Annotated in this window: 27 protein-coding genes, 2 tRNA genes and 1 pseudogene; 11 read left to right on the top strand and 19 right to left on the bottom strand. The window is 71.0% G+C overall.

The window, feature by feature from the left end:
• Positions 1–69: 69 nt before the first annotated feature.
• The 11 genes from mobF to AB7F12_RS29400 all read right to left on the bottom strand — a co-directional run bounded on the left by mobF (position 70) and on the right by AB7F12_RS29400 (position 11,231).
• Positions 70–4,395, bottom strand: coding sequence for a MobF family relaxase (gene mobF / locus AB7F12_RS29450; protein ID WP_428500019.1), 4,326 nt, complete (start codon positions 4,393–4,395; stop codon positions 70–72).
• 211 nt (positions 4,396–4,606) lie between these two features.
• Complete coding sequence (locus tag AB7F12_RS29445; RefSeq protein WP_428518053.1) at positions 4,607–5,494, bottom strand: hypothetical protein; 888 nt, start codon at positions 5,492–5,494, stop codon at positions 4,607–4,609.
• Positions 5,491–6,174, bottom strand: coding sequence for a hypothetical protein (locus tag AB7F12_RS29440; RefSeq protein WP_428500017.1), 684 nt, complete (start codon positions 6,172–6,174; stop codon positions 5,491–5,493). The genes AB7F12_RS29445 and AB7F12_RS29440 overlap by 4 nt, the downstream gene beginning before the upstream one ends.
• Positions 6,171–7,175 (bottom strand): hypothetical protein, encoded by a 1,005-nt coding sequence (locus tag AB7F12_RS29435; RefSeq protein ID WP_428500016.1) that lies wholly within the window; start codon positions 7,173–7,175, stop codon positions 6,171–6,173. Before AB7F12_RS29435 ends, AB7F12_RS29440 begins: the two co-directional genes overlap by 4 nt.
• A complete protein-coding gene (locus AB7F12_RS29430) occupies positions 7,172–9,025 on the bottom strand; it encodes a type IV secretory system conjugative DNA transfer family protein (RefSeq protein WP_428500015.1) in 1,854 nt (617 codons plus the stop codon). Before AB7F12_RS29430 ends, AB7F12_RS29435 begins: the two co-directional genes overlap by 4 nt.
• Positions 9,026–9,100: 75 nt before the next feature.
• The gene (locus AB7F12_RS29425; protein WP_428500014.1) at positions 9,101–9,634 is read right to left on the bottom strand and encodes a hypothetical protein; all 534 of its coding nucleotides are present in this window, start codon (positions 9,632–9,634) and stop codon (positions 9,101–9,103) included.
• The gene (locus AB7F12_RS29420) at positions 9,634–10,086 is read right to left on the bottom strand and encodes a WhiB family transcriptional regulator (RefSeq protein WP_428500013.1); all 453 of its coding nucleotides are present in this window, start codon (positions 10,084–10,086) and stop codon (positions 9,634–9,636) included. Before AB7F12_RS29420 ends, AB7F12_RS29425 begins: the two co-directional genes overlap by 1 nt.
• A gap of 101 nt (positions 10,087–10,187) precedes the next feature.
• Positions 10,188–10,541: a hypothetical protein gene (locus AB7F12_RS29415; RefSeq protein ID WP_428500012.1), complete on the bottom strand. Its 354-nt coding sequence runs from the start codon at positions 10,539–10,541 to the stop codon at positions 10,188–10,190.
• Positions 10,538–10,732, bottom strand: coding sequence for a hypothetical protein (locus AB7F12_RS29410; protein ID WP_428500011.1), 195 nt, complete (start codon positions 10,730–10,732; stop codon positions 10,538–10,540). The genes AB7F12_RS29415 and AB7F12_RS29410 overlap by 4 nt, the downstream gene beginning before the upstream one ends.
• Positions 10,729–10,974: a hypothetical protein gene (locus AB7F12_RS29405; RefSeq protein WP_392701439.1), complete on the bottom strand. Its 246-nt coding sequence runs from the start codon at positions 10,972–10,974 to the stop codon at positions 10,729–10,731. The genes AB7F12_RS29410 and AB7F12_RS29405 overlap by 4 nt, the downstream gene beginning before the upstream one ends.
• On the bottom strand, positions 10,974–11,231 hold the full coding sequence (locus AB7F12_RS29400; protein WP_075333733.1) for a helix-turn-helix domain-containing protein: 258 nt from the start codon (positions 11,229–11,231) through the stop codon (positions 10,974–10,976). Before AB7F12_RS29400 ends, AB7F12_RS29405 begins: the two co-directional genes overlap by 1 nt.
• Before the next feature lie 175 nt (positions 11,232–11,406).
• Here AB7F12_RS29400 and AB7F12_RS29395 point away from each other — a divergent pair, with 175 nt between their 5' ends.
• Positions 11,407–11,763 (top strand): helix-turn-helix domain-containing protein, encoded by a 357-nt coding sequence (locus AB7F12_RS29395; protein ID WP_251783754.1) that lies wholly within the window; start codon positions 11,407–11,409, stop codon positions 11,761–11,763.
• Positions 11,764–12,073: 310 nt separating this feature from the next.
• Positions 12,074–12,922, top strand: a complete 849-nt coding sequence (locus AB7F12_RS29390; RefSeq protein ID WP_428500010.1) for an IS5 family transposase — start codon at positions 12,074–12,076, stop codon at positions 12,920–12,922.
• A 37-nt stretch (positions 12,923–12,959) separates the two neighbouring features.
• Here AB7F12_RS29390 and AB7F12_RS29385 read toward each other — a convergent pair whose 3' ends face one another.
• On the bottom strand, positions 12,960–13,553 hold the full coding sequence (locus AB7F12_RS29385) for a plasmid pRiA4b ORF-3 family protein (protein WP_428517064.1): 594 nt from the start codon (positions 13,551–13,553) through the stop codon (positions 12,960–12,962).
• A gap of 90 nt (positions 13,554–13,643) precedes the next feature.
• Here AB7F12_RS29385 and AB7F12_RS29380 point away from each other — a divergent pair, with 90 nt between their 5' ends.
• The 3 genes from AB7F12_RS29380 (at position 13,644) to AB7F12_RS29370 (ending at position 15,894) form a co-directional block, all read left to right on the top strand.
• Positions 13,644–14,630 (top strand): hypothetical protein, encoded by a 987-nt coding sequence (locus tag AB7F12_RS29380; protein WP_428518051.1) that lies wholly within the window; start codon positions 13,644–13,646, stop codon positions 14,628–14,630.
• 36 nt (positions 14,631–14,666) lie between these two features.
• A protein-coding gene (locus tag AB7F12_RS29375; RefSeq protein ID WP_428500030.1) for an IS5 family transposase occupies positions 14,667–15,556 on the top strand; the annotation gives its coding sequence in 2 pieces (ribosomal slippage) (positions 14,667–15,039 and positions 15,039–15,556; 891 coding nt in all).
• Positions 15,557–15,561: 5 nt separating this feature from the next.
• Positions 15,562–15,894 carry a hypothetical protein gene (locus AB7F12_RS29370; RefSeq protein WP_428500007.1) on the top strand — a complete coding sequence of 111 codons (333 nt, stop codon included), beginning with the start codon at positions 15,562–15,564 and terminating at the stop codon, positions 15,892–15,894.
• On the opposite strand, the gene cutA is transcribed toward AB7F12_RS29370, so the two are convergent.
• The 6 genes from cutA to AB7F12_RS29340 form a co-directional block, all read right to left on the bottom strand.
• Positions 15,850–16,170, bottom strand: a complete 321-nt coding sequence (cutA, locus tag AB7F12_RS29365; protein ID WP_428500006.1) for a divalent-cation tolerance protein CutA — start codon at positions 16,168–16,170, stop codon at positions 15,850–15,852. The two genes, AB7F12_RS29370 and cutA, sit on opposite strands and share 45 nt — an antisense overlap.
• A 106-nt stretch (positions 16,171–16,276) precedes the next feature.
• The gene (locus AB7F12_RS29360) at positions 16,277–17,530 is read right to left on the bottom strand and encodes a Shedu anti-phage system protein SduA domain-containing protein (RefSeq protein ID WP_428500005.1); all 1,254 of its coding nucleotides are present in this window, start codon (positions 17,528–17,530) and stop codon (positions 16,277–16,279) included.
• 83 nt (positions 17,531–17,613) lie between these two features.
• Positions 17,614–18,843, bottom strand: coding sequence for a tyrosine-type recombinase/integrase (locus AB7F12_RS29355; RefSeq protein WP_428517062.1), 1,230 nt, complete (start codon positions 18,841–18,843; stop codon positions 17,614–17,616).
• A gap of 179 nt (positions 18,844–19,022) precedes the next feature.
• On the bottom strand, positions 19,023–19,820 hold the full coding sequence (locus AB7F12_RS29350) for a transposase family protein (RefSeq protein WP_428517060.1): 798 nt from the start codon (positions 19,818–19,820) through the stop codon (positions 19,023–19,025).
• Positions 19,821–19,943: 123 nt separating this feature from the next.
• A complete protein-coding gene (locus AB7F12_RS29345; RefSeq protein WP_428502746.1) occupies positions 19,944–20,360 on the bottom strand; it encodes a hypothetical protein in 417 nt (138 codons plus the stop codon).
• Positions 20,361–20,451: 91 nt separating this feature from the next.
• Positions 20,452–20,525 (bottom strand) — tRNA-Gly (locus AB7F12_RS29340).
• Positions 20,526–20,797: 272 nt separating this feature from the next.
• Here AB7F12_RS29340 and AB7F12_RS29335 point away from each other — a divergent pair.
• Together AB7F12_RS29335 and AB7F12_RS29330 are read left to right on the top strand one after the other, a co-directional pair.
• A tRNA-Pro gene (locus AB7F12_RS29335) sits at positions 20,798–20,874 on the top strand.
• A 195-nt stretch (positions 20,875–21,069) separates the two neighbouring features.
• Positions 21,070–21,411, top strand: a complete 342-nt coding sequence (locus tag AB7F12_RS29330; RefSeq protein WP_428502745.1) for a hypothetical protein — start codon at positions 21,070–21,072, stop codon at positions 21,409–21,411.
• A gap of 5 nt (positions 21,412–21,416) precedes the next feature.
• Here AB7F12_RS29330 and AB7F12_RS29325 read toward each other — a convergent pair whose 3' ends face one another.
• The gene (locus AB7F12_RS29325; RefSeq protein ID WP_428502744.1) at positions 21,417–21,701 is read right to left on the bottom strand and encodes a tyrosine-type recombinase/integrase; all 285 of its coding nucleotides are present in this window, start codon (positions 21,699–21,701) and stop codon (positions 21,417–21,419) included.
• A gap of 421 nt (positions 21,702–22,122) precedes the next feature.
• On the opposite strand from AB7F12_RS29325, the pseudogene AB7F12_RS29320 reads away from it, so the two are divergent.
• From AB7F12_RS29320 to AB7F12_RS29305, 4 genes and pseudogenes are all read left to right on the top strand, one after another.
• Positions 22,123–22,983: pseudogene (locus AB7F12_RS29320) on the top strand (transposase); the annotation flags it as partial.
• A gap of 172 nt (positions 22,984–23,155) precedes the next feature.
• On the top strand, positions 23,156–23,587 hold the full coding sequence (locus tag AB7F12_RS29315) for a transposase (protein WP_428502743.1): 432 nt from the start codon (positions 23,156–23,158) through the stop codon (positions 23,585–23,587).
• Between the two features lie 487 nt (positions 23,588–24,074).
• Positions 24,075–24,464 carry a hypothetical protein gene (locus tag AB7F12_RS29310; protein WP_428502742.1) on the top strand — a complete coding sequence of 130 codons (390 nt, stop codon included), beginning with the start codon at positions 24,075–24,077 and terminating at the stop codon, positions 24,462–24,464.
• A gap of 30 nt (positions 24,465–24,494) precedes the next feature.
• Positions 24,495–25,858: IS701 family transposase (locus AB7F12_RS29305; RefSeq protein ID WP_428518049.1), on the top strand; the 1,364-nt coding region annotated here is incomplete at its 3' end.

Raw genomic sequence — 25,858 nt, 5'->3', positions numbered from 1 at the left:
AGTTTCGGCGTGAACGAGGAAGGGGGTCGGCCCCGGTTAGGGGCCGGCCTCCGCGTGACGAGGTGCCGGTCAGGGCATCGCGTCGTCGTCCCACGATCCGTCGCCGTGGTCGGTGGCGGCGTCGTCGGTGTGCCAGCGGGTGAGCTGGGCGGCGCGCTCGTCCTCGGGCTCGTCGACGGCGTCGCGGTAGGCGATCTCGTCGAGCATCCGGCGGGCGTGCTGGACCGACTGCTCGGTCTGCTCGGCCTCCGGGACCCGCACGACGTCCTCCCCGGTCTGGACCGGCGGGGCCTCGCGCACGTCCTCCCGCCGCGACTCGGCCACATTCCGGTCCTCGTCGGGTCGGGTGTCGTCGAGGTGGTCGGCGACGTCGTCCTCGGTGATCTCGCGGTGTCGGTCGTCGTCTGCGACGGCGGCGTCGTGGGCGGCCTTCCACTCGGCGGCGGTGACCCGGTCGTCAGGGTCGTCGTCGGCGTCGCGGGCGGACAGCTCGGCCTTGGACAACTCGGCCTGCGCGCGGGTCTCTGCCGTGTGGGCGAGCCAGCGGCTGCGGGCGTCGTCGACCTCGGCCAGCTCGGTCGCGCGCTGCTCCAGGACCGCGGCGAGCGCGGCGGCCTGGGCGGCCTCGTCGGTGAGGCGCTGCTGCTCGGCCGGGTCGGTCGCCGCGGCGGCTTCGGCGCGGCGCAGGGCGGCGTCCTGATGGTGGCGGGTCGCGGCCTGGTGGGTGGCGGCGAGCTCGTTGGCGACGTAGCGGGGCGCGGCGGCCAGCTCGCGGTCGTAGGCACGCACGCGCATCCGGAGCTGGCCGTTGGACAGCTCCAGGTGCTCGCGGTCGATCTCGGGCCGGCCGAGGTCGCGCCACGCCGCGCGGTAGGCGGCGAACTGCTCGACCTGCCCGGGCTGCGGGGCCGGTCCGAGGGCGTCGTCTGGGGCGTCGTGGCCGCGGGCCTCGCGGTAGGCAGCGACCCGCCCGACCGTGTCGGCCCAGGCGGCGCGGGCGGGGCCGTCGTCGGGGACCTCGCCGAACGCGGCGAGCGCCCAGGGCTGCGGGGCGTCGGCCAGCTCGGCGCCGAGGGTGTGGGCGCGGTCGTCGGCGGCCTCGGCGAGCGCGCTCAGGTAGGCGTCCCACTCCTTGTCCTCGACCTGCGGGGTCCAGTCGGTCCAGCTCTGTCCGACGGGGTCGAAGCGGTGGCCGTCGCGGATGCGGGCGTAGAGGACGTTGGACACGGTGCGGACGCCGGTGAGCGGGCCGCGTTCGACGGCGTCGCCCAGGACGGTGTCGGGGTCGTACCCGGCGAGTTCCGCGCGGCGCAGGATGCGGGTCAACGCGCCGGTGCCGTCCTCGGCCGCGATGCGGGTGCGCTGGGCGACGGTCAGCGCGCCGGTGTCGACGAGCCGGTCGAGGGCGGCGTTGGTGCGCTCGGTCGCGGCGAGCTGGGCGCCCTCGGAGAGCAGGTCGGCCGCGGTGCGGGTGCTGAGGGCTTCGGCCACGGAGTCGGCGGCGAACGTGAGCGAGGAGCGCTCGACGGCCTGCTCGCTCGTGTCGAGGATCCCGGCGAGGGTGGCGACCGGGTCGCGGTGCACGCCGTGCCCGTGGGTTGTGCCCTCGGCCGCGTCCTGCGGGCCGGTGCGGGTGGCGACGTGGGCGGTGTTGGAGCTGCGGCCACGGGACATCCCGACATACAGCGCGGCGGCGGCGGTGTTCGGGGTGGCGACGGTGTGGGTGGTGTCGACGGTGGCGCCCTGCGCGGCTTGCACGGTGGAGGCGTAGCCGAGCGCGAGGTGCTCAGCGACGTAGTCCGCGGTCAGGACCATCCGCTCCCCTCCGTCGCCTGCCGGGTCGGTGGTCACCTCCAGGGCACCGTCGTCGCGGACGGCGGTGACGCGGTAGGTCTCGCGGTTGATCGGGCCGCGGCGATTGCCCTCGACGCCGACCAGGTTCCAGCCGTTGCGTCGGGCCTGCACCAGGTCCCCGACCCCGGCGAAGGTGCCCTGCATCCCGAGCGGGACGCCGTGCTCGTCGACCTGCCCGAGGCGGACCAGCTCGGTCCGCAGCTGGGCGGACAGCCGGGCGGCCTGGTCGTTGGTGTCGACCAGGAGCAGGGACCGGCGGCCGTCGAGGGTGTCGGCCAGCCATCCCCGCGCGGCGGACGCCTCGGCATCGTCGCGGGTGCCGGCGTCGATGAGGCGGCCGTGCTGGTGGTACTCGCGCAGGACCGTCTCGTCCCCGGCGCGCAGCCGCAGCGACGCGGCGCGTTCCCAGCCGTCGGTGAAGCGGCGGGCGTCGGTGAGCTCGTAGCGCGACCCGGCCGCGGCGAGCATGTCCATGCCGCCGCCGGCGCCGACGGCGGCGAGCTGCTTGTGGTCCCCGACCAGCAGCAGCTTCGCCCCGGCCGCCGCGGTGTGGCCGTGGATCGCGGCCAGGGCCGCGGTGTCGGTCATCGCGGACTCGTCGACGACGACCAGGTCCCCGGCACGCAGCCGCCACAGCTCGTCGCCGTCGACGGTGCGGCGCTCGGCGGGCGCGGCGGCGAGCCGGTCCTGCGTCACGAGCCACCGGGTGACGTTGCGCGCGGTCAGTCCTTCTCCGGTGAGGACGTCGGTGGCGACCTGGCTGGTCGCCAGCCCGAACACCCGCCGACCGGGCTCGTCCGGTGTGACGGCGGTGTCGGTCCAGGCGCGGGCGACGGTGCCGACGACGAAGGACTTCCCGGTCCCGGCCGGCCCGACGAGGGTCTCGACCCGGGCACCGGAGGTGAGGACCCCGCGGACCGCGGCGGCCTGGTCGGCGCCCAGGTGGACGCCCTCGTCGTCGAGGCGGGTCAGGAACGCGGCCGCGGCCTGCTCGGTGAGCGCGGCGCCGTCGCGGGCGGTGACGGCGGCGAGGAGGATGCGTTCGGATCGGACCTGGTCGGGGGTGGAGTAGATCCGCCCGCCCGGGGCGCGCATCGCGGACTCGCCGTTGGCCAGCAGCAGGTCCGGCGGTAGCAGCGACTCCCCGGGGCGTTCGGCGTCCATCGCGACCGCGTACAGCACCGCCTCGTCGGTGAGCTGGTCGAGCAGGGTCGCGACGTCGGTGCCGTCGGGGACCCCGAGGTAGTCGGGCAGGGCGGCGTTGACGGCGCGGGTGAGGTCCGCGCGGGTCCAGCCGGCCTTGCGTGAGGCGACGTCGGCCAGCGCGAGTTCGATGACCACCTGCGGGTTGAACGCCTGCGGCGCGACGTCCCCGGGTCGGGCGGCCAGGACGGCGTCGGCGACCGCGGCCAGGCCGCCGTCGACGTCAGCGCGCATCCGGTCGTTGATCCGGTCGAGGAACTCCTCGCGGGTCTCCCCGTCGTGCGACTTCGACGCCCGCGTCGCGAACGTGGCCTGGCGGGAGATCCGGTCGCGCTCGGCGGAGTTCGGGGCACGCCCGTAGCGCTGCTCGAACAACTCGAACAGCTCGCCGGTCTTGGCGGTCACCGCGCGGCGGCGCTGGGAGAACAGCGCCATCGTCTCTTCGGCGATGCCGACGACCTCGCGGGACTTCCCGTCCGGGCGGGTCGCGAGCAGCATCCCGAGCGAGTGGGTGATCCGCTCCTCGCACGTCCGCTCCGCGACCGCGGCGGCCGCCGGGCGCCACCGGTAGAGGCTGCGCCCGTCGAGCGTCCGCCACACGCCGTCGGGGCCCTCGACGCGGTTGAGGATGGTGTCGTGGATGTGCAGCTGCGGGTCCCGGTCGCGGGAGTCGTGCTGGAAGAACGACGCGACGACGAAGTTGTGCGCGTCGACCCACCGGCCCGCGGCGCCGCCGTGGTGCCCGACGCGGGAGTAGCCGGCCTTGTCCTGCAGGTAGGCGAGCGCGGCGTTGTTGCCCGCCCAGATCGCATCCTCGACGGCCTGGCGGAACTCGCCCCACGCCGCCGCGGTCTGCTCGTCGCCGGCGTTGCGGGCGGCGACCTCGCGGGCCTCGAACGCGGTGTGCAGCAGCGTCACCGACTTCTGCACGGAGAACGTGACGTCGAGGAACGCGACGTTGTGCCGGGCCGACTTCCCTGCCTCGGTACGCAGCTCGGCCCGGCGTTCCGCCGAGGCGTCCGGCTCGCGTTCCAGCGCAGCGGCGTAGATCTCGTCCTCGGACAGGTACCGGCGTCCCGTGTGTCCCAGCGTCCCGACCTCGTCCCACCGGGACGGGTCGTGGAACCCCTCGTCCCGCGGGTCGAGGAACCGCTCGTAGACCGCACGCATGTCCTGGGCCTCGACCAGGCCGCGTAGCCCCAGCTTCTCCGCCCCGGCACCCCACCAGCGCCCCGGCGGCTCCCCCTCGGCGACCGCGCCGGTGTAGTAGTTCTCCCGCCCGGCCGCGACCTCCTTCAACAGGTACTCCGGGCTGTAGCCCGACGCGATGCTCAGCACCCCGACCACCTCGAAATGATCTTCCGACGGGTCCCGTCGAGATCGACGGCGCACGGGGTTCGGCGTGGCCGGCCGGAGGCCGGCCCGCCCCCTCGGATCGTGATGCATCGGTGTGCTGCTTTTGATCTTGGGCTCTTGTTGCTCTGTTCGGGGTAGTCGCTCTGGGTTCTGGCGTTCTGCTCGGTCGCGGTGGTCTTCTCGCTGCTGCTGCTCATCGGGTGGTCCTGTTCTGGGGCTCGTCGGGGACGAGGTGCAGGCCGCTCGCGGTCTGCGGTGGGGTGTCGCGGAGCTGTTGGAGGGCGCGGGCAGCTGTGCCCCGGCCGACGTCAGCCAGGTCCTGCAGCTCGCGCACCGTCGGGTGGGCTCCGTGGCGCTCGCGGTGGGTCTGGGCGGTGGTGCGGGCGCGCTCCTGCGCGCCCGCACCCGACCCGCCCGTCCCACCCGGGCCGGAGCCGTCCGACCGGACCGCGGGGCGCGGAGCGGGGTGGGACACCGGCCGCGGCGGGGCCGGGATCACCGGCCCGTCGAGGGCGGGCGGGACAGCCGGACCGTGTCCCACCTCGTCGGGCTGTCCCGCCGGTGTCCGGCCGGACGGCGGGACGGTGATCGTCGCCCGGACACGGCATCCGGCCGCGCCGTCCGGCGCCTGCCGGTCGTGGTGCTCAGGCTGCTCGTCGGTGTCGTTCTCGGCGAGGAGGTAGAGCAGGTGCGCGACGACGGCGGCCGCGATCGCGGGCCACGCCCCGACCCCGAACCGCAGCGCGGCGCTCACGGCCAGCTCCCCGCCCGCGGTGACGGTGTCGGAGGCGAGGTAGACCGCCTGCGCGAGCCCCGACAGCCCGGCCGAGACGATCACCACCGACCAGGCGTAGCGGGCCGCCGACCCGGACAGCCGGGCCGTGGCGGTGTAGGCGACCAGGGCGAGGCCGTCGGTGATCAGCGGGTAGATCCAGGCGATCCCGGCCGGGACCCGCGCGGCGAGCGCGACCTCGAACAGGCCGTGCGCCGTCGCGACCGCGGCCCCGATCGCGACGGCCAGGCCCGGCAGCCAGATCGCGGCCCGGCCGGCGCGACCGCTCGGTGCTCCGGTGAGCGTCATCCGAGCGCACCGCCGATCGGGCCGGCCCCCGCGGCGGTGATGGTCGCCGGCTCGGGTGGCGCCTGCTCGCTCCTGTCCGCCCACCACGCGGTGATCAGCGACGTGTGCTGCTCACCCGGCACCGTCGGCGGAGCCCCGGGCGGGGCACCCCACCCGGGTCGGGTCTGGTGCCTCTCGATCGAGCACGACCCGACGGACTTACGGAGCCGGTTGACCACCCCGGGGCGCTGGCGGTCGTGCCAGTCCCCCGCGAGCTGCACCGAGGCGTCCGGGCCCTGGTAGGCCGCGCACCAGGCGTGCATGAGCCACAGCAGCTCCTCGACGACGTCGGCGTGCCAGGCCCAGCACTCCGGCACGACCGCGGCACCGTCGGGGTAGCGCAGGAACACCAGACGCAGCCACCCGGTCAGCTCGTCGAGCAGTACCGCGACCTTATCCGGCTCGGTCGGGGCGAGCAGCCACGACGGGGCCGGGGCCGGCCGCCGCCGCGCGGCGACCGTTGCGAGGGTCTGGCTCAGCTCCGCCACGACCTGGGTCAGCTCGTCGACCCGGCCGTTGACGGGGCCGAGCGCATCGAGCCTGCGGTTCAGGTCGTCGACCTGGCGGGCCAGCCCGGCGACGGCGACACCGGTCGGACCTTCCGCCTTCGAGGGGGTGTCGGGGTGCGGGGGCGTGTTCATCGGCCCCACTCCGTCGCGTCGACGTCGGCCCGCGGGGCGGACGGCGGGATATCGTGGGGTGCCAGGTCGTCGGCCAGCGCCTCGGCCTGCGTCGCACGGACCAGGTCCGAGACCCGCCGCATCTCAGTGTCGGTCAGCGGCCGGACCCCGCCCTCCACGGCCGGGTCCGGGGTGAACCACATGCCATCGACGAACGCGCCGGGCCCCTCGTCGAGGACCTGCTCGCGGTCGCCGCGCTCGTCCTCGTGGACCGGGTCGGGGCCGTCGTCGGTGCGCGCGGCGGCCTCCATCTCCGCGCGCAAGGCACGCATCGACGGGTGGTCGTCGGACAACATCCGCATCCGCCGCCCGTTCGGGGCGAACGACCACCCCTCCTGGTTCCGGTCGTCCGCACCGCGCATCGTGTCGTCCTCCTCGTGGTCGTCGCTTCGCTGCTCGCGCGGGTCGCAGTCGGTCTGCTGGTGGTGATCGGCGGCGGTCGTCGACGCGGCGGCGGCCGCCGCTTCGGCGGCCAGGACTCGGGCGTCGTGGGCGGCGGCGGCCTCGCGGTGCGAGCGCTCCCGGCCCTCCCGAGCGACGGTCACGAGCCGGGGTTGCGGGGCGCAGCCGGTGGTGTTGGTCAGCTCGTCGAGCCCGACTGTGTGGGCGCGGTAGCCCCACATCTCCGCGTCGGAGTGCAGCCCGGCCAGCCGGGCCCGCTCGGTGATCGCCGACGTCCCCTGCGCCTCCCGCAGCGCCGCGACCGCCGCGGCATCGGCGCGGGTGCGGGCCTGGGCGACGGTCTCGCCACCCGCGAAGTCGACCCACCCGAACCGGGCGTGGGCGTCGTCGAGGTCGAACTCATCCATCCGCCAGCCCGACGAGGGCCGGCCGTGCACGCCGGTAGCGTCGCGCAGGTAGGAGGCGACGACCTGCTCGGCGTCCGCCCGGCCTCCGGGGAGGTCGGCGGCGAGCCGGTCGACGGCCTGGGCGGGGTTCAGAAGCTCGTAGCGCCCGCTCATCGGGTCCACCGCCTGTCACCCGCGCCACCGGCCGGGCCCGCGGGACGACCGCCCTCGCCGTCGGGGCCTGGCTCGAGCAGCGCCGACGCCTCGACGGCCCGGTCCTGCTCGGCCGCACGGCGGATCGCGCGCAGCTCCGCGAACATTGCGTTCGACGACTGCACCCGTTCCGACGCCTCCCCGAACCGGTCGGGCCAATGCGCGGCGAGCGCGGTGAGGGCGTGTTCGAGCTGCCGGTCGGCCCACGTCCGGACGGCCTCGCTGCGACGGTGCCAGCGGGTCTCGGCCTCGAGCCGCCGCAGCAGCCGCGCCCGACGCCGGACGTCACGCCGCTTCCACGCCATCTGAGCGCGCCCGATCACCGGCGCGATCCCACGCCGGATCACCACCACCCGCCCCGCCGGCAGATTCGCGATCTGCGCCGGCGCCAACACCGGCACCTTCCGCACCGACCGGGACGCGACCCGGCCGTGGTCATCGGTCGTGGTGACCCGCTCGTCCCGCTCACCCGCAAGGGTCGACCAGAACTCCAGATCCGCCTTATCCCGCGTCCCACCGAAGATCATCACCGCGGCGGTGTTGTTCAGGATCGTCGCGGCCTTGTGCTCGCCCCACCTTGCGAGGAGTTGGGCGCGGGACTGGAACGCGCACAGGATCGTCACACCCCGGCCGCCCATGTCCGCGGTCCAGGACTCCAGCGGGACCGGGGAGATCAGGGCGGCCTCGTCCAGGAACAGCCCCAGCGGCGGGTCCAGGCGGCCCTTCGGCTGTCCGGCGGCCAGGCGTCGGGCCTCGCGGGCGATGTGCCCGGTCAGCGCGCAGACCAGGGGTGCGGTCTGGGCCTCCTCGGCGCCGAGCAGGAACACCGTCGCCCGCTCGTCGAGCAGGCGGGCGACGTCGAACCCCTCGCCCGGCTCAGCCGCCGCAGCCGCCGCCGGATGCGTCAGCCAGCCCAGGGCCGGCATCACCGACGAGGTGATCGAGGACCGGGTGCGCTCGTTCGTGGTCAGGAACTGCATGACGTCCTGCTCGAACGCCGTCACCCCCGACCGACGCAACAACGCGGGCACCTCCCGGCCGGCGGTGTCCGGATCGGCGACCCAGCCGAGGACGTCGGCCATCCGCTTGTGCCCGAGGGCGGCGGCGTGCAGCAGCGCGGCCAGGACGCGGCGGGCCTGACCGTCCCAGAACTCCCGATCCCCACCCGACCCGGAGGCGACGGCGGCGAGCATGTCCGTCGCCCGCTCGGTCGCGGTCACCGGGTCGGTGCAGCCGGTCAGCGGATCGAACGTGATCGTCGAGGTGCGGTCGCCGAGGCCGGCGGGGTTGAACACGAACACCTCGCCCCGGGTCTGGCGGCGCAGCGGCGCGCAGAGGTCGAGCAGGTCGGTGCGGGTCGAGGTGACCAGGGCGGCGCCGGGGGCGTCGAGGACGCGCCCGGCGAGCCAGCCGGTCTTGCCGGTGCGGGGGCCGCCAACGACGATCACGACGTCCTCGACCAGCGCCCACACCCGCAGCGCCCCGGTGCGGCACAGCTCTACCGCGGCCTCGCTCGTGGCGAGCCGGAGCCGCTGCCAACGCGGAACCCCGGCCAGGGACGGGCGGACCGTGGCGGTGCGGCGGCGGACGGCGATGGTTCCGGCGTGGCGGACGATGTCCAGGCTGGACGCCACCCCGACCTTCCGGCGGGACCGCGCAGCCCAGCGGGACACCGTGGCCGAGGAGCGCGACCAGCGGTGCCACACGATCACCCCCGCCAGCCCGACCACTGCGAGCAGGGCGGGCCACGAGAGGGCGGTGACGATCGTCGCCGCGGGGAGCAGCGCGACCAGGGCGAGGCCGGCGGCCACCGCGCGACCACGCGAGCAGCGCGCCCGCGGCGAACACCGCCAGCACGAGCGCGGTGGAGCTGAACAGGATCTCCATCAGTCGGCCCACCCCTCGTTCCACGCCTGCACCTCGGCGTGGTGGCGGGTGCAGCCCTTGGCGTGGCCGTCCTCGCTGTTGGCCGGGTTGCCCTCGAACGGGCCGTGATCGGTGACCAGGCCGTCGCAGGTCGAGCAGCGCCAGTACGCGCACGGCGTCCGGAACGAGCGCACCCCGTCCGGCTCCGGGTCCGGGGCCCGGCCGCAGACCAGCCAGTCGAACGCCTGCTCCCCCACCGGCCGGTACTCCCCCGACGGCAGATCCAGCGCGGCACCGATCTCGTCCCACGACCGGCCCGCCGCACGGGCGGCGCGGGCGTACTCGTAGAGCTGTCCCTCGGCGACGGTGCGCATCAGCAACGCCGCACCGATCCCGGCGAACGGGTCGTCGAGACGACGGTCGGTGAACACGGTGAACCCCGGGATCGGGACCTCGGTCTCGGTCGAGCCGAACGCCTCGACCGCGATCCGCCGCAGCAGCTCACGGATCCGGCCGGACGCCGTGGCCGTCGGGGAGACGTCGAACGCGGCCATCACCGACCACCACCCGCGGCGACCACGAGGGCGGCGGCCCAGCGGTCGACAGTCCGACGGGTCACGCCGAGGGCACGGGCGACGTCGTCGCGGTCGACGCCCGCGGCGAGGGCCGCGCGGCCGGCGGAGATGACCGGCACCCGGTCGGTGCGCAGCACCGGCGCGGGAGCGACGGCGGGGCGCAGCTCGGCGCGACGGGCCCGGCGGGTCGTCGCCCGGCGGGCGCGGCGGCGCTCGTCCTCGGTCAGCCCACCGGCGACGCCGTGCGGGAGGTCGTCGATCGCCCAGTCCCGGCACGCGGTCTGCACCGGGCAGCGGCGGCAGACCCGCTTCGCGCGGGCCACCTGCCGGTCGTGCGCGGTGCCGCTCTCCGCCGTCGGGAAGAACGTGTCGGGGTCCACCGACCTGCACGCCGCGCGGGCGCGCCACCGGTCGTCGTCTCGCTCTACCATCGTTGCCTCTCCTGCCTTCTGCTGATGTGCGGTGAGAGCGGCCCGGCGGCTGTGTCCCGCCAAGAACCCGTCGCCGGGCCGTCCCAGGTGGTGTGCTCGTGTCATGGCCGCGCTCCGCTCGGCCGGACCCGGCGGGGAGCCGGGAACAGGCCGGCCGCGGAGTCCTCGGCGGCGCGGCGCTCGTCGTCGCTTGGCGTCTCGGTCCGGACCCGGACGCCCGGTACCTCTCCGGCCAGGTGCGCCAGCCAGGACGGCAGCGGCCGGTTCTCCAGCAGCGACAGCGCGACCACGTGCGACGGGCACCCCGGCCGGGTCGGGCTCACCGCACACCGGCACGTCGGGCACCGGCCCGCGCTCTGCGCGCTGTGGTCGACGAGGACCTGCAACCGGATCGTCCGGCCGGTGACCTCGGCGAGCCTCGGGTCGAGATCGGCCGGCCGCACCGCCCCGGTCACCGGAGCGCCTCGACCGGCTCGGGCACCCGGCCGCGGTCGTCCGGGCAGAGCACCGACCCGTCGCGGTGCGAGAACGCCGGCGGACGTCCGGCCCGATCGGGCCAGCCCGTCGGCGGCTCCCCCGCCACCGGGCGCCCGCAGCCCGGACAGACCAGCGCGGACAGCTCGACCCGCTCCGCCGCGGCCGTCACCCCGCACCGCCCTCGGTCGCGGCGTGCTCGGCCGGGGTCCGGTTCAGCGCGGGCGTCGCCGCCTGGTCGAACGCCGACATGAACGTCGCGACCGCGCCCGGCACGCCCTGCCCGACCGGCGTCGCCACGAACACCACCGCCGCGACCACCGTGAACAGCGCCGCTCCCGCGGCCGACCGCGCCTTCGCGCAGATGAACGCGCCCGCGACCAGGACCAGCAGCACCACACCGACGCCGCCCATCAGACGGCGCTCCCGCGCTGCACCGGCGCCCACCCGGACGTGTCGACGACCGTCTGCTCGGCCACCGCCAGGTCCGCGATCGCCTCGATCGCCTTCGCCGGGATGATCAGCCGCCCCCGGACCTTCACGGCCGGGAACTCCCCCGCCGCGATCGCCCGGTACACCGTCATCGTCGACATCCCGAACATCGCCGCGACCTGCGCGACGCTGTAGAACCGCGGCGCCGCCGCCACGGCCACCGGCTCCTGCTTGCTCATCGACTGCCCCTTCCTCTTGATCCGCTGTGCGCTAACAGTAGCACCAATATTAGCTGCTAATACTAGTCTCATCGTGTGGCTGAGCAGGTCGTCACACCTGGACGGGCCTGCGGCCGCTAGCCTCAGCACCGAAATCAGCAGGTCCGTACCTACTGAGGCACTGAGGAAGGTCTGCGTGGCCAAGGACTGGGACGCCGTCGCCGAGGCGATCAAGACGCGTCTGGCCGAGCTCGACATGACCCAGGCCGAACTCGCGACCCGCGCGGGCGTCGCCCTGATGACCGTCCGCGAGCTGCAGCACAACCTCACGCCCCGCCGACGCAGCCCGCGCACCCTCGCCGCCGTCTCCGAAGCGCTCGGCTGGTCCGGTGACCACATCGCCCGGATCCTCGACGGCGATCAGGTCGACGACCCCGACGCCGACGACCCCGTTCTCGCCGAGCTGGACGCGCTCAGGGCGGACGTGAGCGCTCTCGTTCGACGGATCGACGCCATCGAGCGTCGGCTAGGTCCCGACGCCGGCGGCGCCTGAGCCGCTCGATCCGTTCGGCCATCTCGCGGGTCAGCTCGCGCAGTTCCTCGAACTCGGCCCGGGGGTCCCGTGGCTGTGGTGCACTGCTGTTCATGCCGTCGACGATGGTGATTCGCGGCGGAACAAAGCAGGTCAGAACCCTGGTAGCGCAGGGCATTCGCCCGGCAGACTGGGTTCTGCGAGCGATCGGGGGTGGCCGTCGGCGTGGATACGGACAGCAGCGACGAGCCCTGGGGTCATAAGACGTCGTTTCAGAAGTCGGCGTGTTGATCCTATGTGGAGTCGCGCTGGTAGCTGATCATGCTCGGCGATGTCGAGGCGATCTTGTGTCGAGCGATTGGTGAGCGACGAGCTGTGGGCGGTGGTGGAGCCGCTGCTCCCGACGAGGCCGCGCCGGCCGAAGCGGGGACGGACCGGCCGGCCGCGGGTGCCGGACCGGGCCGCGCTGGCCGGGATCGTGTTCGTGCTCAAGACCGGGATCAGCTGGAACGCCCTGCCCGCCGAGCTCGGCTGCGGGTCCGGAGTGACCTGCTGGCGACGCCTGCAGGAATGGCAGCGGGCCGGGGTGTGGGCGGAACTGCACCGAGTGATGCTCGACCGTCTCGCCCAGCAGGACCTGCTCGACTGGTCACGGGCGGCGGTGGACAGCGTGAGTGTGCGGGCCAAACGCCGCGGAGAGGCCACCGGGCCCTCGCCGACCGACCGCGGCAAGGCAGGCAGCAAGTACCACGTGCTCTGCGACCGCGACGGGCTCCCGCTGCACGCGATGGTCACCAGTGCGAACACCCACGACAGTCGGATGCTCGCCCCACTGCTGGACACCAACCCCGGCGTCCGCGAACGGGCGGGGCGGCCGGGTCGGCCTCGTCGCCGGCCGGACAAGCTGCACGCCGACAAGGGCTACGACTATCCGCGTTGCCGCCGCTACCTGGCCAAGCGTGGGATCGGGGTGCGGATCGCCCGGCGTGGGATCGAGGACTCCACCCGGCTCGGGCGGGTCCGCTGGGTCGTGGAACGCACCATGTCCTGGCTGCTGGACTTCCGCCGCCTCGCCCTGCGCTACGACCGCGCCGAAGCGACGATCACCGCGCTGTTGTCGCTGGCCTGCGCCCTGATCTGCCACCGCCGCCTCACCGGGAGCCGGTCGCAACCGGCGTGACATCCGCCCCCCGGCCGCCCTCACCAGGGTCGGCCGGCTACGAAGTCGATGCCAGTGGTCGCCAGGCCAGCCACTCCAGGGCCCGGTCGGCCTCGTCGGGGTCGAAGCGGTTCGGGTCGAACGGCCCGCCCGCCCACTCCAGACGCTCAGCGTGGTCAGGATGGGCAGGATCGGCGAGTACGGCCTGGAAGTCCTCGTACCCCCAGATCCCGCCGACGTCCTCAGGTGGACACGCCCCCTGCCCTGCGACACAGCGCGGGTAGCGCACCCCCGGCTCGGCGGTCTCGACCGCCTCGACGGCGATCTCATGGGTCCAGTTGTCGCCGAAGTCGTAGATGTAGCCGAACCGATCACCAGCCTTGACCAGCCGAAACAGCTTGGCCTTGGTCTCGTCGGCGACGCCCTGGGAGGGCCAGTCGGGGTCTGGGATCCCGTAGCGGCGCCCGGCGATCTCGAACTCGTGCAGATGCGAGTTCGTCCAGCCCAACACCGACTGCACCACATCGTGCAGCACCGCCAAGTCGATCTCGCCGGGCACCTGCACCCGACGCCGGACCGACGGCGCCACCTCGACCAACACGATCTCCAACTCGAAGATCTTCGTCTTCGCAGACACACGAGGCGCGACCATCAGCCGATGCTCTCAGCCGTTGCCGACACTGACAGGACCGGGCCCACCACTTCTGAAACGACGTCTAAGCTCCGGCGCTGGCGCGACGAGGTGCAGCGCTGGTCACAGCAGGACCTCGTGGACCACGTGGTGCGGTTGGCGTTCACGACGAACGAGGAGCGCGGAACCAAGCTCGACGTCCGACTCGTCGGCCGCTGGGAGACCGGCTCCGTGCAGCGGCCCCAGGCCGTGTACCGACGACTGCTCGACCAGCTCGGCGCCCCGGCCCCCTCGACCCGCCGTGTGCCCGCCGTCACCCGGCCCGTTGCGGATATGCCGGGTGGATGCCCTGCTCCTGCCGAGCCCGTCTCCGTAGCGTCGACGCCGTCCGATCGGGACTCAGACGCCTGGGACGGTGACAGTTCAGTGCTGCGACGCGACTTCCTGCGAGCCAGCGGCTCGCTCGCGCTCTCCGGCCTCCTCGGGAGCGTGCTCGGCGACACCAGCTCCCACGCCGCGACGATCGACGTCGCCACCGACCTGTCGAACCGGCTCACCAGCCTGCGCCGCCTCGACGACACCCTCGGCGGCGCCGACACCTACCGCCTCTACAACGCCGAGGCCGAACTCTCCGCGCGCATCCTCCAGGGCGGCACCGCCCGCGACGTCGTGCAGCGCGCCCTCTTGGCCGTGCACGCCGAGCAGTCACAGCAAGCCGGCTGGGCCGCGTTCGACGCCGGATGGCATGACCTGGCCCGTGAGCACTTCCGCCGCAGCCACGCCGCCGCCCTCGAATCCGGCGACCCCGGCCTGGCCGGGAACGCTCTCGCCTTCCACGCCTACCAGCTCATCGCCCTCGGCAAGCCCGCACGCACGATCTCGGAGAAGTCGGTCCAGGCCGCCGGCCAGGACGGCGTCGACCCCGGCGTCCGCGCCCTGCTCTACTCCCGCGCCGCTTGGACCTTCGCCCTCGACGGCGACGCCGACACCACCGCCCGCTGCCTCGGCCTCGCCGAGGAGGCACACGCCGTCGCCGGAGCCCGCACCCCGGACTACGCCGCCTGGATCGACGCCGACGAGCTAGGGCGTGTCCTGTAAGGGTTCTGACCTGGCCTCGGTGATCATGGCCGGGTGGTGGGACGTGGTGAACTGACGGACAAGGCGTGGGCCCGGATCGAGCCGCTGCTCCCGCCGGTGGAGACTGCGGGTCGGCGGTGGCGTGATCACCGGCAGGTGATCAACGCGATCCTGTGGAAGCTGCGGACCGGGGCGCCGTGGCGTGACCTGCCCGAACGCTACGGCCCGTGGAAGACCGCGCACGAGCGGCTGCGGGTCTGGACCGCGGACGGCACCTGGCAACGCATCCTGGACCACGTCGTGGTCAAGGACGACTCCGTCGGGAACGTGGAGTGGACCTTCAGCATCGACTCCAGCTCCGTCCGGGCTCACCAGCACTCCGCCGGGGCCCGGAAAAAGGGGGCTGCACCACCGGATGGGTCGAAGACCTCGCCGTCGACGGAGAAGCCCTCGGACGGTCCCGCGGCGGACTGACCAGCAAGATCCACCTCGCCGTCGACGGCCGCGGACTCCCGATGTCGATCATCCTGACCCCCGGCCAGGCCGGGGACAATCCGCAGCTGCTGCCGCTGCTGGACCAAGTCGCGGTCGGCCGCAACGGACCCGGCAGACCCCGGCGGCGCCCTGACCGGGTCCTGGCGGACAAGGCCTACTCCCACCCCTCGACCCGGGCGGCTCTGCGACGGCGACAGATCGCGTTCACCAGCCCGGAACGAGTCGATCAGATCAACCACCGCTTGGGCAAAGGCTCTCGCGGGGGCCGCCCGCCGGGGTTCGACCCCGAGCTCTACGCCGGCCGCAACGTCGTCGAGCGCTGCTTCAACCGGCTCAAGCAGTTCCGGGCATTGGCCACCCGCTACGCGAAGCGGGTGGCCTACTACCGCTCGGAGATCACCATCGCGGCCATCGTGTTGTGGCTGCGTGCCGACCTACAGGACACGCCCTAGCCATCATGACCGGCCGCTGCTGGTCCGAACTCCGCCGACCGCTGCGCGCCGTCCCCGTCCTGGAGAGCGCGCTCGGCCGCTACAGCGACGCGCACGCCCGCGACAAGGCGCTCTACTCCTCCTGGCTGGCGCAGAGCTACGCCGACGCCGGAGAGGTCGAACAGGCCGCAGAGACAATCACCGCCAGCCTCCGGGTCATGGGGAACGTCGCCTCGGTCCGGCCGCGCCAGCGCCTCGCCGAGGTCGCCGCGCGGCTCGGGGAGCACCACGGCGACGTCCCCGCCGTGCGGGAGCTACTTCGCGGTGACGCGCTCCACCCACTCGACGTACGCCGCTGACGCCCGCGCGATCGGCACCGCCGTAACCTCGGGGTTCTGCCACTCGTGGTGCTCGATGAGGTGCGCCTCCAGCTCGTCGTAGCGGGCGGTGGTGGTCTTGAACGAGACCACCCACTCCTCGCCCTCCCCGAACTCACCGGCGTGCCAGAAGACAGAGGCGACCGGCCCCGAGACTTGACCACCTGCCGCGAGTCCGGCAGCGATCGCCGACTGAACGAGCCGGACGGCAATCGCACGGGTCGGCGCCGCTGTACACACGGTGAGAATCTCACTCATGACGCCAGCCTAGAAGGAGGCCAGCTGGCGCGACGTGCTCCGGAACACCAGCTCGATCTCGCGGACCGACAACTTTGTCAGATGCACCTCGCCGCCAGCCAAGGCGCTAGATGCCGGGGGGCGAGGACGGGCGTTCGCCGTGAGCTATCTGGTAAGCGCGCAAGAATAACTCATCGTAAGTTACGATACTTACATTTCGGCTATTTCTCGAGAATCTCTCTAACGTGTCCCGCTTAGTCCTCACATCCATCGAGGCTGAACGGAGAGGCAGCTCTCTTTCCTTGTGTCCAATAATAAAGATAACCGATGGATCGATTGTGCGAATTGAGTTCTGGTCTAGCTCGTAGCGTACACCTTCAGTTTCATACTCTATCGACTTCACACTGTGCCCCTTTTCCCAGCTGGAGCGCTGAGCCAAGCACTGACTTATTCCTTCAATGAAAGCAGTCGAGAAAGACCACGTTCCGGCACGTGCATCGGCCGTCTTCGTCTCGGTAAATATTGCAGCGCCCGGAGTTTTGATCTCAACCAGGATCGTGTAGTCGCTCCACCCCAACATGTCAGACCGTGGGTTCCCATGGTTCGCGGTACTCCCCACTCCCACGGATGCTTCGTCGACGAAATCTTCGATAAATCGCAAATCTAGACTTAGGCCGAAGATCCACTTGTTCGAACTAAGGAAGTGGTGCCATATAGCCTCTTCACCTCTTCCTTTGATGCTGCCTGCATGCTTAGCTCTATAGGTTTCGCGGTAAGATGCATCCGCCAGCAGGACGCCAAATTCTTCAACGGCGGACCGCCGACTCCTCGACAGCAGAATCTGACTCAGCTCAACGGCGTCCACGTCGGCCCGGTGTGCTAAATCAGCGAGAGCTCGCCCGCGGGACGATTGCTCAATCGACTCGATATGAAGAATCACATCCTCTGCGCTTGCCGCTCTATATGACTCCGCAAATTCGCCCAGATCGACGATCTCCTTGAAGCGGTACAGGAAGGCGATCATCTGCCAGAACTCTCTGTAACCGTCTTGTCCTGTCTGAAAAGAAACGCGGCGTGCGCGCCCCTTCGGTGCATCCTTCGCGATGTAATCGATATCAGTGCGGCAGAACGACAACCTCGGCGGATACCTCCCATCTGTGCTTGACTTATGGAAGGTGACGTCGCATATGGTTAACGCATTGCCAGCCGAGCTACGAGCAAGAACAAAGCCCTTGTACACCACCCCGCTAGAGCCAATGAGCTCGGCGGCGAATTGCCTGCGTACGATCTGAAAGTCGCCAAGTCGCGTTTCGGAGTCAGTCAAGTCGATATAGCTTCCCATCGGTACTAAACTGCTCCAAACCTCGACGTCGGCGCCCACCCATCGCGGGCCACCTCTAGTGTCGCTGATGTCCCTCGTCGTGTTACCCCGACCGGCCACCGCAATCTCTAGACAACCTTGATTCACCAGCGGAGGACCACGACGTCACCCTCGCCTGCTGGCTTCAGTTCCAGCTCGTAGCGACCGATCCACGAATCTCCATCATCGGTTCCGGCTGGGTCCTCAATCCGCGCAATGCCGAGCAGGTGCTGCCGGAACCCGTCAGGATTAGCGAGCGACCCGCTGATCATTCGGATACCCGAGCGTAGGCCGGCCGGACCCCGCAGCGTCGCCATCCAGTAGTCGTTCGCTGCCGACTCCGGATACGGTGCAGCTGCAGGAAGAATAGGTGTGGCGACCGCACCGGGTGCGGCCTCAATCAGCGCGGGCTCAGCGACAATCGGGCGACGGCCGACAGAAATAACGGCACCCCTTTCCTTTAGCAGCCGAATCGCACGCCGCGCTGTGGACAGCGAGACGCCGGCTTCTTTACCGATCTGCTCAGCCGGAGGGAGCACGTCGCCGATGGCGAGCTCTCCGGATCCGACCTTCGCGACGATCGCGTCCGCCAGGTGCTCGTACGGGTGCTCCGACACCCGGACAGCCCGGCGCTCCTCCTCGGCCCGACTGGGACGCTCCGGCATCCGCGCTCCGAGCCCGGTCGCCGCCCGCTGGTCCGCCTCCGACACCCACGCCGTATAGGTCTTCAACGTCGTGGTCCCGCCGTCACCGTGCCCCAGCCGCCCCGCGACGGTCCGCGGGTCGACCCCACCCACGATCAGCTCCGTCGCCGAGTAGTGCCGCAGCTTGTGGAACGTCGTCACGATCCCGAGCTTCTTCGCCATCCGGTCGTAGCGCTGGGTCACGCTGTCCGGCGTCGGGAAGGTCGCGCCGTCGGCCGCGGTGCTGAACACGAACGCGTCCGGCGCCAGCTCGATCCCGAGCATTTCCGCGCGCTTCACCACCCGGGCGCGCAGGTCCGCGAGGACGGCGACCGTCTCGGCGTCGAGCGCGATGCGTCGCTGCTGGTGGGTCTTGAGGTCGCCCTCGACCCAGCCGTCGTCGCTCTTGCGGATCCCGCTCTGCAACCAGAGCGTCTCGCGGCCCTCCTCGAAGTTGAGCCACGTCCAGCGGACGGCGCACAGCTCTCCTCTGCGGGCGCCGGTCGTCATCGCCGTCCAGATCAGGGCGCCCCAGTCCGGGTCGTCCCACGCCTTGTTGAGGAGCTGCGCGGCCTGCTCGGCGCTCGGCGGCCGCGGGTTCGACTTCGGGGCCGGCGGCGGCTCGGCCTGGGCGAGCGGGTTCACCGCCACCCAGCGCCAGCGCACGGCGCGCTTGTGGGCGCCGGAGAGGATGAAGTGGATGTGCCGGATCGTCGTCGCCGAGAGCGGCTTGCAGCGGTGCGGGCGGCACCGGTCGTCGCACTCGTGATCCCGGCGGGTCCGGTGGTCGACGAGCCCGGACCCGGAGCAGTGAGCCTTTGCCAACCTGATCATGCGTTGGCGATCATGAGGGTCTGAACTGCGGCAACGAGCTTGTCCGCGGTGTTGGGGCTGGAGCGGATCTTGCGCAGCACACGCCAGTTCTTGAGCTCGGCGTTGGCCCGCTCACCGGGCCCACGGCGGCGGGCATGGGCCTCGTTGACGTCCTTCTGGAAGCGGGACAGTTTGCGGAACTTCCCGGTGTCGGGGTCCTTGCGCCGTCGTCGCTGCGGGACCGCCACGGTGGGTCCGGCGCCTTGGTAGGCGGTGTCCGCGGCGGCGGGGATCTCGTTCTCGGTCAGGGCGTCGATGATGCCGTGGTCGCGGGCGGCTCCCATGTCGTGTCGCGCTCCGGGCAGGGGCGGGGAGATCCACACCAACCTACCGACGGGGTCGGCGATGACCTGCACGTTCAGGCCGTGGGCCTTGTGCTTGCCCGAGTAGAACGCTCGGTCATACCCCGACGCCATCCCGACCCGGTCGATACGCAGCAGGGTGCCGTCGAGGATGACGAACGCCTTGCGCTTGGCGACCTCGATCACCTGCTCGAGCGTTGGTGCCATGGCGGCGAGCAGGTCGAGGGCCTCGCGGATGTACCGGTAGACCGTCGACGTGCCGATCTTGAAGCCGCAGGCCAGGTCGGCGTAGGTCTCACCTTTGCGTAAGTAGGCCACGACCAGCAGGGCCTGGCGGCCGGCGGGCAGCTTGCGCCAGCGGGTTCGGCGCTTGTTGCGATGCGCTCGCAGCGCGTCGGAGAGCACGCCGAGGGCGCGGCTGGACACGGTCATCCCGGACGGGTAGGACAACACTTCGAAGCTCCTGGTTGGACGGACTGATCTAGGCAATCGCCCGTCTACCAGGAGCTTCACCCATTCGAGGTCACGCCACGCCGCAGCGGCCATGATCTGCCCGTCCAGCAGGTTGGCAAAGGCTCAGTGGTTCCGGCAGCGGCGCAGCTCGGCATAGAAGGAGTCCAGGATCTCGGGGTCCAGGCGACCGATGTTGATACGCCCGAGCAGTGGCGAGATGTGGTTCTTCACGTGCCCGCGGTACATCTGCAAGGTGTTCGGCGCCCCGGCGAACTGGTCGAGGTGGCGCCGCACCAGCTCGTCGACCGTGGCGTTGGTCCGCGGGTTCCGGCGCTCCTCGACCTGGGCGAGCAGCCGGGCCCGCACGGCCTCGGCCTCGCGCTGCGCCTTCTTCCCCGGCTGGACCAGCTCGGTGAGGTAGTGCCGACGTCCGGACACCGGGTCGACCCCGGCGTAGACCCGGACGCGGATGGTGCCGCTCGGAAGCGTGGTGATGCTGCCCCGGGCGCGAGACGTACTCGCGGGCTGTCGACCTGCCATGCAGTCAACGCTAGGACCGACTCGCACCACGTTTGATGCACGAAGTCTGTCTCAAGATCAGAGCTGATCAGCGTTTACGCTGGTCAGCTGGTGGAGCGGGCGACGGGAATCGAACCCGCGTAGCCAGTTTGGAAGACTGGCGCTCTACCATTGAGCTACGCCCGCGTGGCCGGTCTCCCGGCCCCCTCCAGCGTAGCGGACCGCCTCCGACGGTAACCGCGTCCCCGGTCGAAGGTCACCGGGTCGTCGGGTTCCACCGGCCGTTCCGCCAGGTCCGACCATCGTCTCCTGGTCCCGATCACGCGGATCGGCGGGCCCGTGCGCCGCCGGCGGCCGTGTCCCGAACGCCGCCGACGGCCGCGCCCTGCGGGGCGCGGGCGCGGCGCGCGCATGTCCGGCTGCCCCGCCTCCGACGACGAGGCCTACACTCCTGGCGACGGGGTGTGGCGCAGCTTGGTAGCGCACTCGCTTTGGGAGCGAGGGGCCGTGGGTTCAAATCCCGCCACCCCGACCAGGTCAGAGGCATGATCGATGATCTTCCGGTCGCCTTCGACCCGCCGTCTGTAGCAGTCGTGTAGCAACGGCGTCGGCCAAGCTGTCCCCGCAGGCCAGCCGACAACACCGTGCAGACCTTCCGTCCCTCTGTCGCGTTGTGGAATGTGTCGACTATAAGTTGACCCGTTGGACAATAGTCCACTATGATTCCACCATGACCACAGAAGCTCTTGCCCTTGCTCGCTTCCTGCGCAAGGTTGCTGCCGCAGCAGTCGAGTACGCCGATGAGATTGAGAGCGGAAACGCTCCCATCGAGGGCGCTTCGCTGGAGGAGGTCTATCTCGGCTCCGCACAACGAACGATGGCCGAGCTGCCGGGGATGCTGACGGAGCGCGGGTTGAGCCCGCGAGAGGTCTGCCAGGCGGTCGGCAACGACGATGAGCCGAACGTGCGGACCTCCCTCAAAGGCATGGTGAAGCGCGAGATCATGGAGATCGTTCCCGGCGAGACCCCGCAGCGCTTCCGACTCGTCGCTCGGTTCCGGTCGGTGGCCTGAGGGCATCAGAACTCCCATTCGATCTCGTCCAGCGCCTCGCGCATGGCGTCGAGGTTGGTCTGCGCGTAGATGCCCAATGTGACGTCCAGATCGGCGTGCCGGGCGATGGCCTGCACGACGTGCGGCGCCGCCCCAAGCTGCAACAGCAGCGTGACGACGGTGTGCCGGAAGTCGTGCAGCCGGACGCTGGGGAAGCCGGCCCTCTCGTCCCTGAGATTGTGGCGCGAGCGGATCGCGATCACGCCGACGACGTGCCATGTGTCATCGCGATGCCCTTGGTAACGGGCCACCACCGGTACTTCGAATGGGTCTACGAGCAGACTCAGGGCGACAACCCGAGCTAGAAGATCTGTCGGTCCCGATCGGTAGGCTCCTCGGCAACCCCCGAGGAGTGATATGACCATGACAGACAGTGACCGAGAGCAGCTGATCTCGGCCTGGAGCGCCCCGTCGAGCGCCAACGAACAACTACAACAGGAACGAGCCGAACGTATGGTTCGTAATGCCATTGAGAATTGGCCTGCCCTCGATGGCGTCAATATCAAGATCTATACAAAAGGATCCTACCCGAACAACACCAACGTTCGGTCTGACCCGTATCCGCGAGTAGTGGGCGCTGGCGGACGGTGAGACAACGATAGGTGTCCTGCTGACCTGCGATGATCGTGTTTGCGACGACACAGTCATCAAGGTCGAGAGGACACCTATCGGGTGCGAAGAGTACGCAAGCGGCGAGCCCGGCGTGCGCGGGTGCAGGTCGGCGCGCCGGATGAATCGCTGACCAGGTTCTCCGGTCTGGCCGCGGTGACCGAGCTGGTCGAGCGGCTTGGGGTGATCGACAGGCTGGACGCGGCGGTCGGCCCGATCAAGACCCGGGAGCGCGGGTTCACTGCCGGGCAGGTGCTGGTCGGGATGGTGGCAGCACAGTGGTGCGGGGAGGAGTTCCTCGTCGGGCTGGACCGTCACCGCGCCGATCCTGCGGGCCAGGCGCTGACCCCGGTCCCGGAGCTGGCGTCCACGACCGCCGCCGGTCTGGCCCGCCGGTTGTCCGAGAGCCAGTGGGCGGCGGTGGAGACAGGGCTCGGCGACGTACACGCCACCGCGCTGAAACTGCTCGGCCGGGTCGACCCGGACCGTGCACGGGCGTTGGCGACGGAGGTGACGATCGACCTGGACACCTCCGATGTCGAGGTCTACGGGCGGGGCAAGCAGGGCGTGGCGTTCAACCACCAGGGTCAACGGGTCGGCCGCCCGCACATCGCCACGTGGGCCGACGCGTCCGTGGTACTGGCCGCCGACCTCGGTGACGGCCGCGATGATCCCCGCGCCACCAGCGCGGAGCTGCTGGGTCGGGCACTGGCTGCGTTGCCTGCCGCGGCGCGGGCGGGGCGGATCCGGGTGCGCGCCGACGCCGGCTACTTCGCCGGCCGGCTCGCCCGCGCCTGCTTGTTCACCGACGTGGAGTTCGCGATCGGCGCACGGCGGACCGCGCCGCTGTGGCGCATCCTCGACGGAGTCCCGGCCGACGGATGGACCGAGGCGATCGACATGACCGCAGCACAGGTCGCCGTGGCCGAGTACAGCCCGGACTGGTGGCCGGCGGCCACCCGGCTGCTGATCCGCCGGGTCCGGCTCGATCTCGACCGCGGCCAGGTCTCGAGCGACCCACGCGCACGGCGCCGGCGCACCCTGCACCCCGGAACAGCGCGCGCTCCCGCTCGACGAACTCACCGAGGTCGACGGCGTGTTCGCCTACTCGTTCCTCGTCACCAACCTCGACGTCTCCACCGCCACGAAGGCCGCGCAGGTCGAGCACTGGTACCGCCACCGCACCCAGGTCGAGAACGTGTTCCGCGACGCCAAGCACGGCGCCGCGCTGCGCCACCTCCCCTCCGGGCACCACGCGGTCAACCGCGCCTGGATGTGGGGCGCGCTCCTCACCGCCACCAGCACCGCCTGGCTGCACCACCTCACCGCCGCCACCAGCGACGGGCGGCTGGTCGGGCACGGCGCGCGCGGCGGCCAGGCCATGATCGCCACCCTGCGACGGCGGCTGATCACCGTCCCCGCCCGCCTGGTCCGACACGCCCGCGGGCTGATCCTCCGACTCCCACCGAGCCACGACCTGCTCGCCGAGGTCCTCGCCCGCCTCCGCAGCCTGCCCGTCCTGTCCTGAGCCGGCCGATCCGGCCCCGACCAGCACCGGAACCCGCTCACCCGAGGCGACACTCGGGCCGCCGCGCTGCCCAACACATGATCTGCGGCCCGACCAACACTCAGCCCGCCGAACCAAGATCAGCACAAGGCCTACTCGCGGATTCGGGTCTGACAGCGACGTCGACGTCGTCGTGGAATGTCAAGAGTGTTTCTATTACGACACTCGGCCCGGCTTAGCGATGCCGAGTCCGCCTCCTTTTCAAACATATCAGGGAAAGTGGAGCCCTGAAGCGTGGCGTTCCGAAGTCGGCAAAGCATTGACGAACGCGTTCGGAGCGGATGGTGTGGACTTAGACGGCCGAATCGCGCTAAACGTATCTGCCGTACCCGGAAGTCGACCGAGCGCCGACGTAGTCCCTAGCTACGCATACCGACTCTACAACGATGCGCAGTTCTTTTCCTTCGAAAAGGGTAGCTATGTCGCCGCTACCGACGATCGGCGTGTCGTGAACTGGCCCGATCAACAGCTGGCAAATGGTCGACTCAAGAACAGCGCAACAAACAGCCGATACCAGAAGTTCGTACGTGTCCTGAAACGCACAGAGAACGAGCTTGTACGGCTTGGCAAGATTAGCGACAAGCCGTCCTATTTCATGGAATGCCTCGTTTGGAACATTCCGGACACCACCCTCATGCGCGGTGACAAGTTGAGCCAGGCGTTCTTCCTGACACTCGCAGACCTTTGGAATGGTCTTGACGGCGACGCGCCGATCGGCGCCAGCTGGCATGAGCCGAATGAAATGAAGATGCTCTTTCGTGACGATGCGAAGTGGACCACTCTGGACGGTCGTGAGTTAGTACTGCAACGGCAGTCTCGGCGTGTCGTGGGATGCTGATGTCTGTCGGGCGGTGATGATCACCGTGTGGTGGATGTGGCGGGGTGGGTTGCGGCGTTGGACGCGGTGGTGGAGTTGATCGGGCGCCGGTTCACCCGGGTCGAGCCGCGGCGGCGTGCCGGCACGTACATGCGTGGGCTGTTGGCCGGGCTGGAACGCAAGAACGGGTGGACGCTGGCCGAGCACGCCGGCGAGCTGTCACCGGACGGCACCCAGCGACTGCTGCGCACGGCGGACTGGGACGTCGAGGGCGTCCGCGATGACCTGCGCGGTTACGTCCTCGAGCACCTCGGGGACGCCGCGTCCGGGGTGTTCGTGATCGACGAGACCGGGTTCATCAAGAAGGGCGTGCGCTCGGCCGGGGTGCAACGTCAGTACACCGGCACCACCGGGAAGATCGACAACTGTCAGCTCGGGGTGTTCCTGGCCTACGCCAGCAACCGCGGCCGGGCGTTGATCGACCGGGAGCTCTACCTGCCGACGTCCTGGACCGAGGACCCCGGTCGGTGCGCGCGGGCGGGGATCCCGTCCGAGGCCGGGTTCGCGACGAAACCGCAGCTCGGGGTGGCGATGCTGACCCGCGCCTACCGGGCCGGGGTGCTGTCCGGGGCGTCATGGGTGACCGCGGACGAGGCCTACGGGCAGAACCCGACCTTCCGGGCCTGGCTGGTCGATCACGAGGTGCCGTTCGTGCTGGCCACCCGCAACGACGACGTCCTGATCAGTCCGGACGGGCACCGCCGCCAGGCCAAGGTCCTGGCCACCCTCGCCGGGCACGGTAAGGGCGGCGGGTGGGAACGCCGCGCGATCGGACCGGGCGCGCACGGGATGAGGATCTATGACTGGACCGCGGTCACGCTCGATCCGGCCGGACTGCCCGACGGATGGGCGCACTGGCTGTTGGTGCGCCGCCAGACCGAACCCGCCGAGGGGAAGACGGTGCGTGAGCTGGCGTTCTACCGCTGCGCCGCCCCCGCGAAGACTCCGTTGCGGGAACTGATCCGGGTCGCCGGGGCACGATGGGCGATCGAGGAGTGCTTCCAGACCGCGAAGAACGAAGCCGGCCTCGACCACTACCAGGTCCGATCCTGGCGGGCCTGGTACGCCCACATCACCCTGGCCATGCTCGCCGCGGCCTACCTCGCCGCAACCCGCGCCACCGAACACCACAGCCCGCCGAAAAGGGGGATCTCGAACCGGCCGCCGGCAGCTGATCCCGCTCTCGGGCAACGAGATCCGCCGCATCCTCGCCGCCATCGCCCTCGCACCGACCGCCTGCCTCGAGCACGTCCTGGCCTGGTCAGACTGGCGTCGACACCGACAACATCAAGCCCGGACCTGCCACTACCGCCGGCGCGGCCAACGACCACCTCAATATTAGTGCCGTTGCAGTA

The sequence above is a fragment of the Pseudonocardia sp. genome, from assembly GCF_050250275.1.
In the GTDB taxonomy this organism is placed as follows: Bacteria; Actinomycetota; Actinomycetes; order Mycobacteriales; family Pseudonocardiaceae; genus Pseudonocardia.
The sequence above is the reverse complement of the archived record's forward strand: the minus strand, read 5'-3'. Positions and strand labels throughout refer to the sequence as shown.

What these genes read in the sequence shown, in the direction of transcription:
- AB7F12_RS29405 (WP_392701439.1), bottom strand. Translation starts at nt 10,974, where the DNA reads ATGGGCGGCGTCGGTGTGGTGCTGCTGGTCCTGGTCGCGGGCGCGTTC.
- cutA (WP_428500006.1), bottom strand. Translation starts at nt 16,170, where the DNA reads ATGAGTGAGATTCTCACCGTGTGTACAGCGGCGCCGACCCGTGCGATT.
- AB7F12_RS29390 (WP_428500010.1), top strand. Translation starts at nt 12,074, where the DNA reads ATGTCGAGGCGATCTTGTGTCGAGCGATTGGTGAGCGACGAGCTGTGG.
- AB7F12_RS29420 (WP_428500013.1), bottom strand. Translation starts at nt 10,086, where the DNA reads ATGGTAGAGCGAGACGACGACCGGTGGCGCGCCCGCGCGGCGTGCAGG.
- AB7F12_RS29435 (WP_428500016.1), bottom strand. Translation starts at nt 7,175, where the DNA reads ATGAGCGGGCGCTACGAGCTTCTGAACCCCGCCCAGGCCGTCGACCGG.
- AB7F12_RS29330 (WP_428502745.1), top strand. Translation starts at nt 21,070, where the DNA reads ATGACCACAGAAGCTCTTGCCCTTGCTCGCTTCCTGCGCAAGGTTGCT.
- AB7F12_RS29425 (WP_428500014.1), bottom strand. Translation starts at nt 9,634, where the DNA reads ATGGCCGCGTTCGACGTCTCCCCGACGGCCACGGCGTCCGGCCGGATC.
- AB7F12_RS29385 (WP_428517064.1), bottom strand. Translation starts at nt 13,553, where the DNA reads ATGGTCGCGCCTCGTGTGTCTGCGAAGACGAAGATCTTCGAGTTGGAG.
- AB7F12_RS29445 (WP_428518053.1), bottom strand. Translation starts at nt 5,494, where the DNA reads ATGACGCTCACCGGAGCACCGAGCGGTCGCGCCGGCCGGGCCGCGATC.
- AB7F12_RS29440 (WP_428500017.1), bottom strand. Translation starts at nt 6,174, where the DNA reads ATGAACACGCCCCCGCACCCCGACACCCCCTCGAAGGCGGAAGGTCCG.
- AB7F12_RS29400 (WP_075333733.1), bottom strand. Translation starts at nt 11,231, where the DNA reads ATGAGCAAGCAGGAGCCGGTGGCCGTGGCGGCGGCGCCGCGGTTCTAC.
- AB7F12_RS29370 (WP_428500007.1), top strand. Translation starts at nt 15,562, where the DNA reads ATGACCGGCCGCTGCTGGTCCGAACTCCGCCGACCGCTGCGCGCCGTC.
- AB7F12_RS29345 (WP_428502746.1), bottom strand. Translation starts at nt 20,360, where the DNA reads ATGGCAGGTCGACAGCCCGCGAGTACGTCTCGCGCCCGGGGCAGCATC.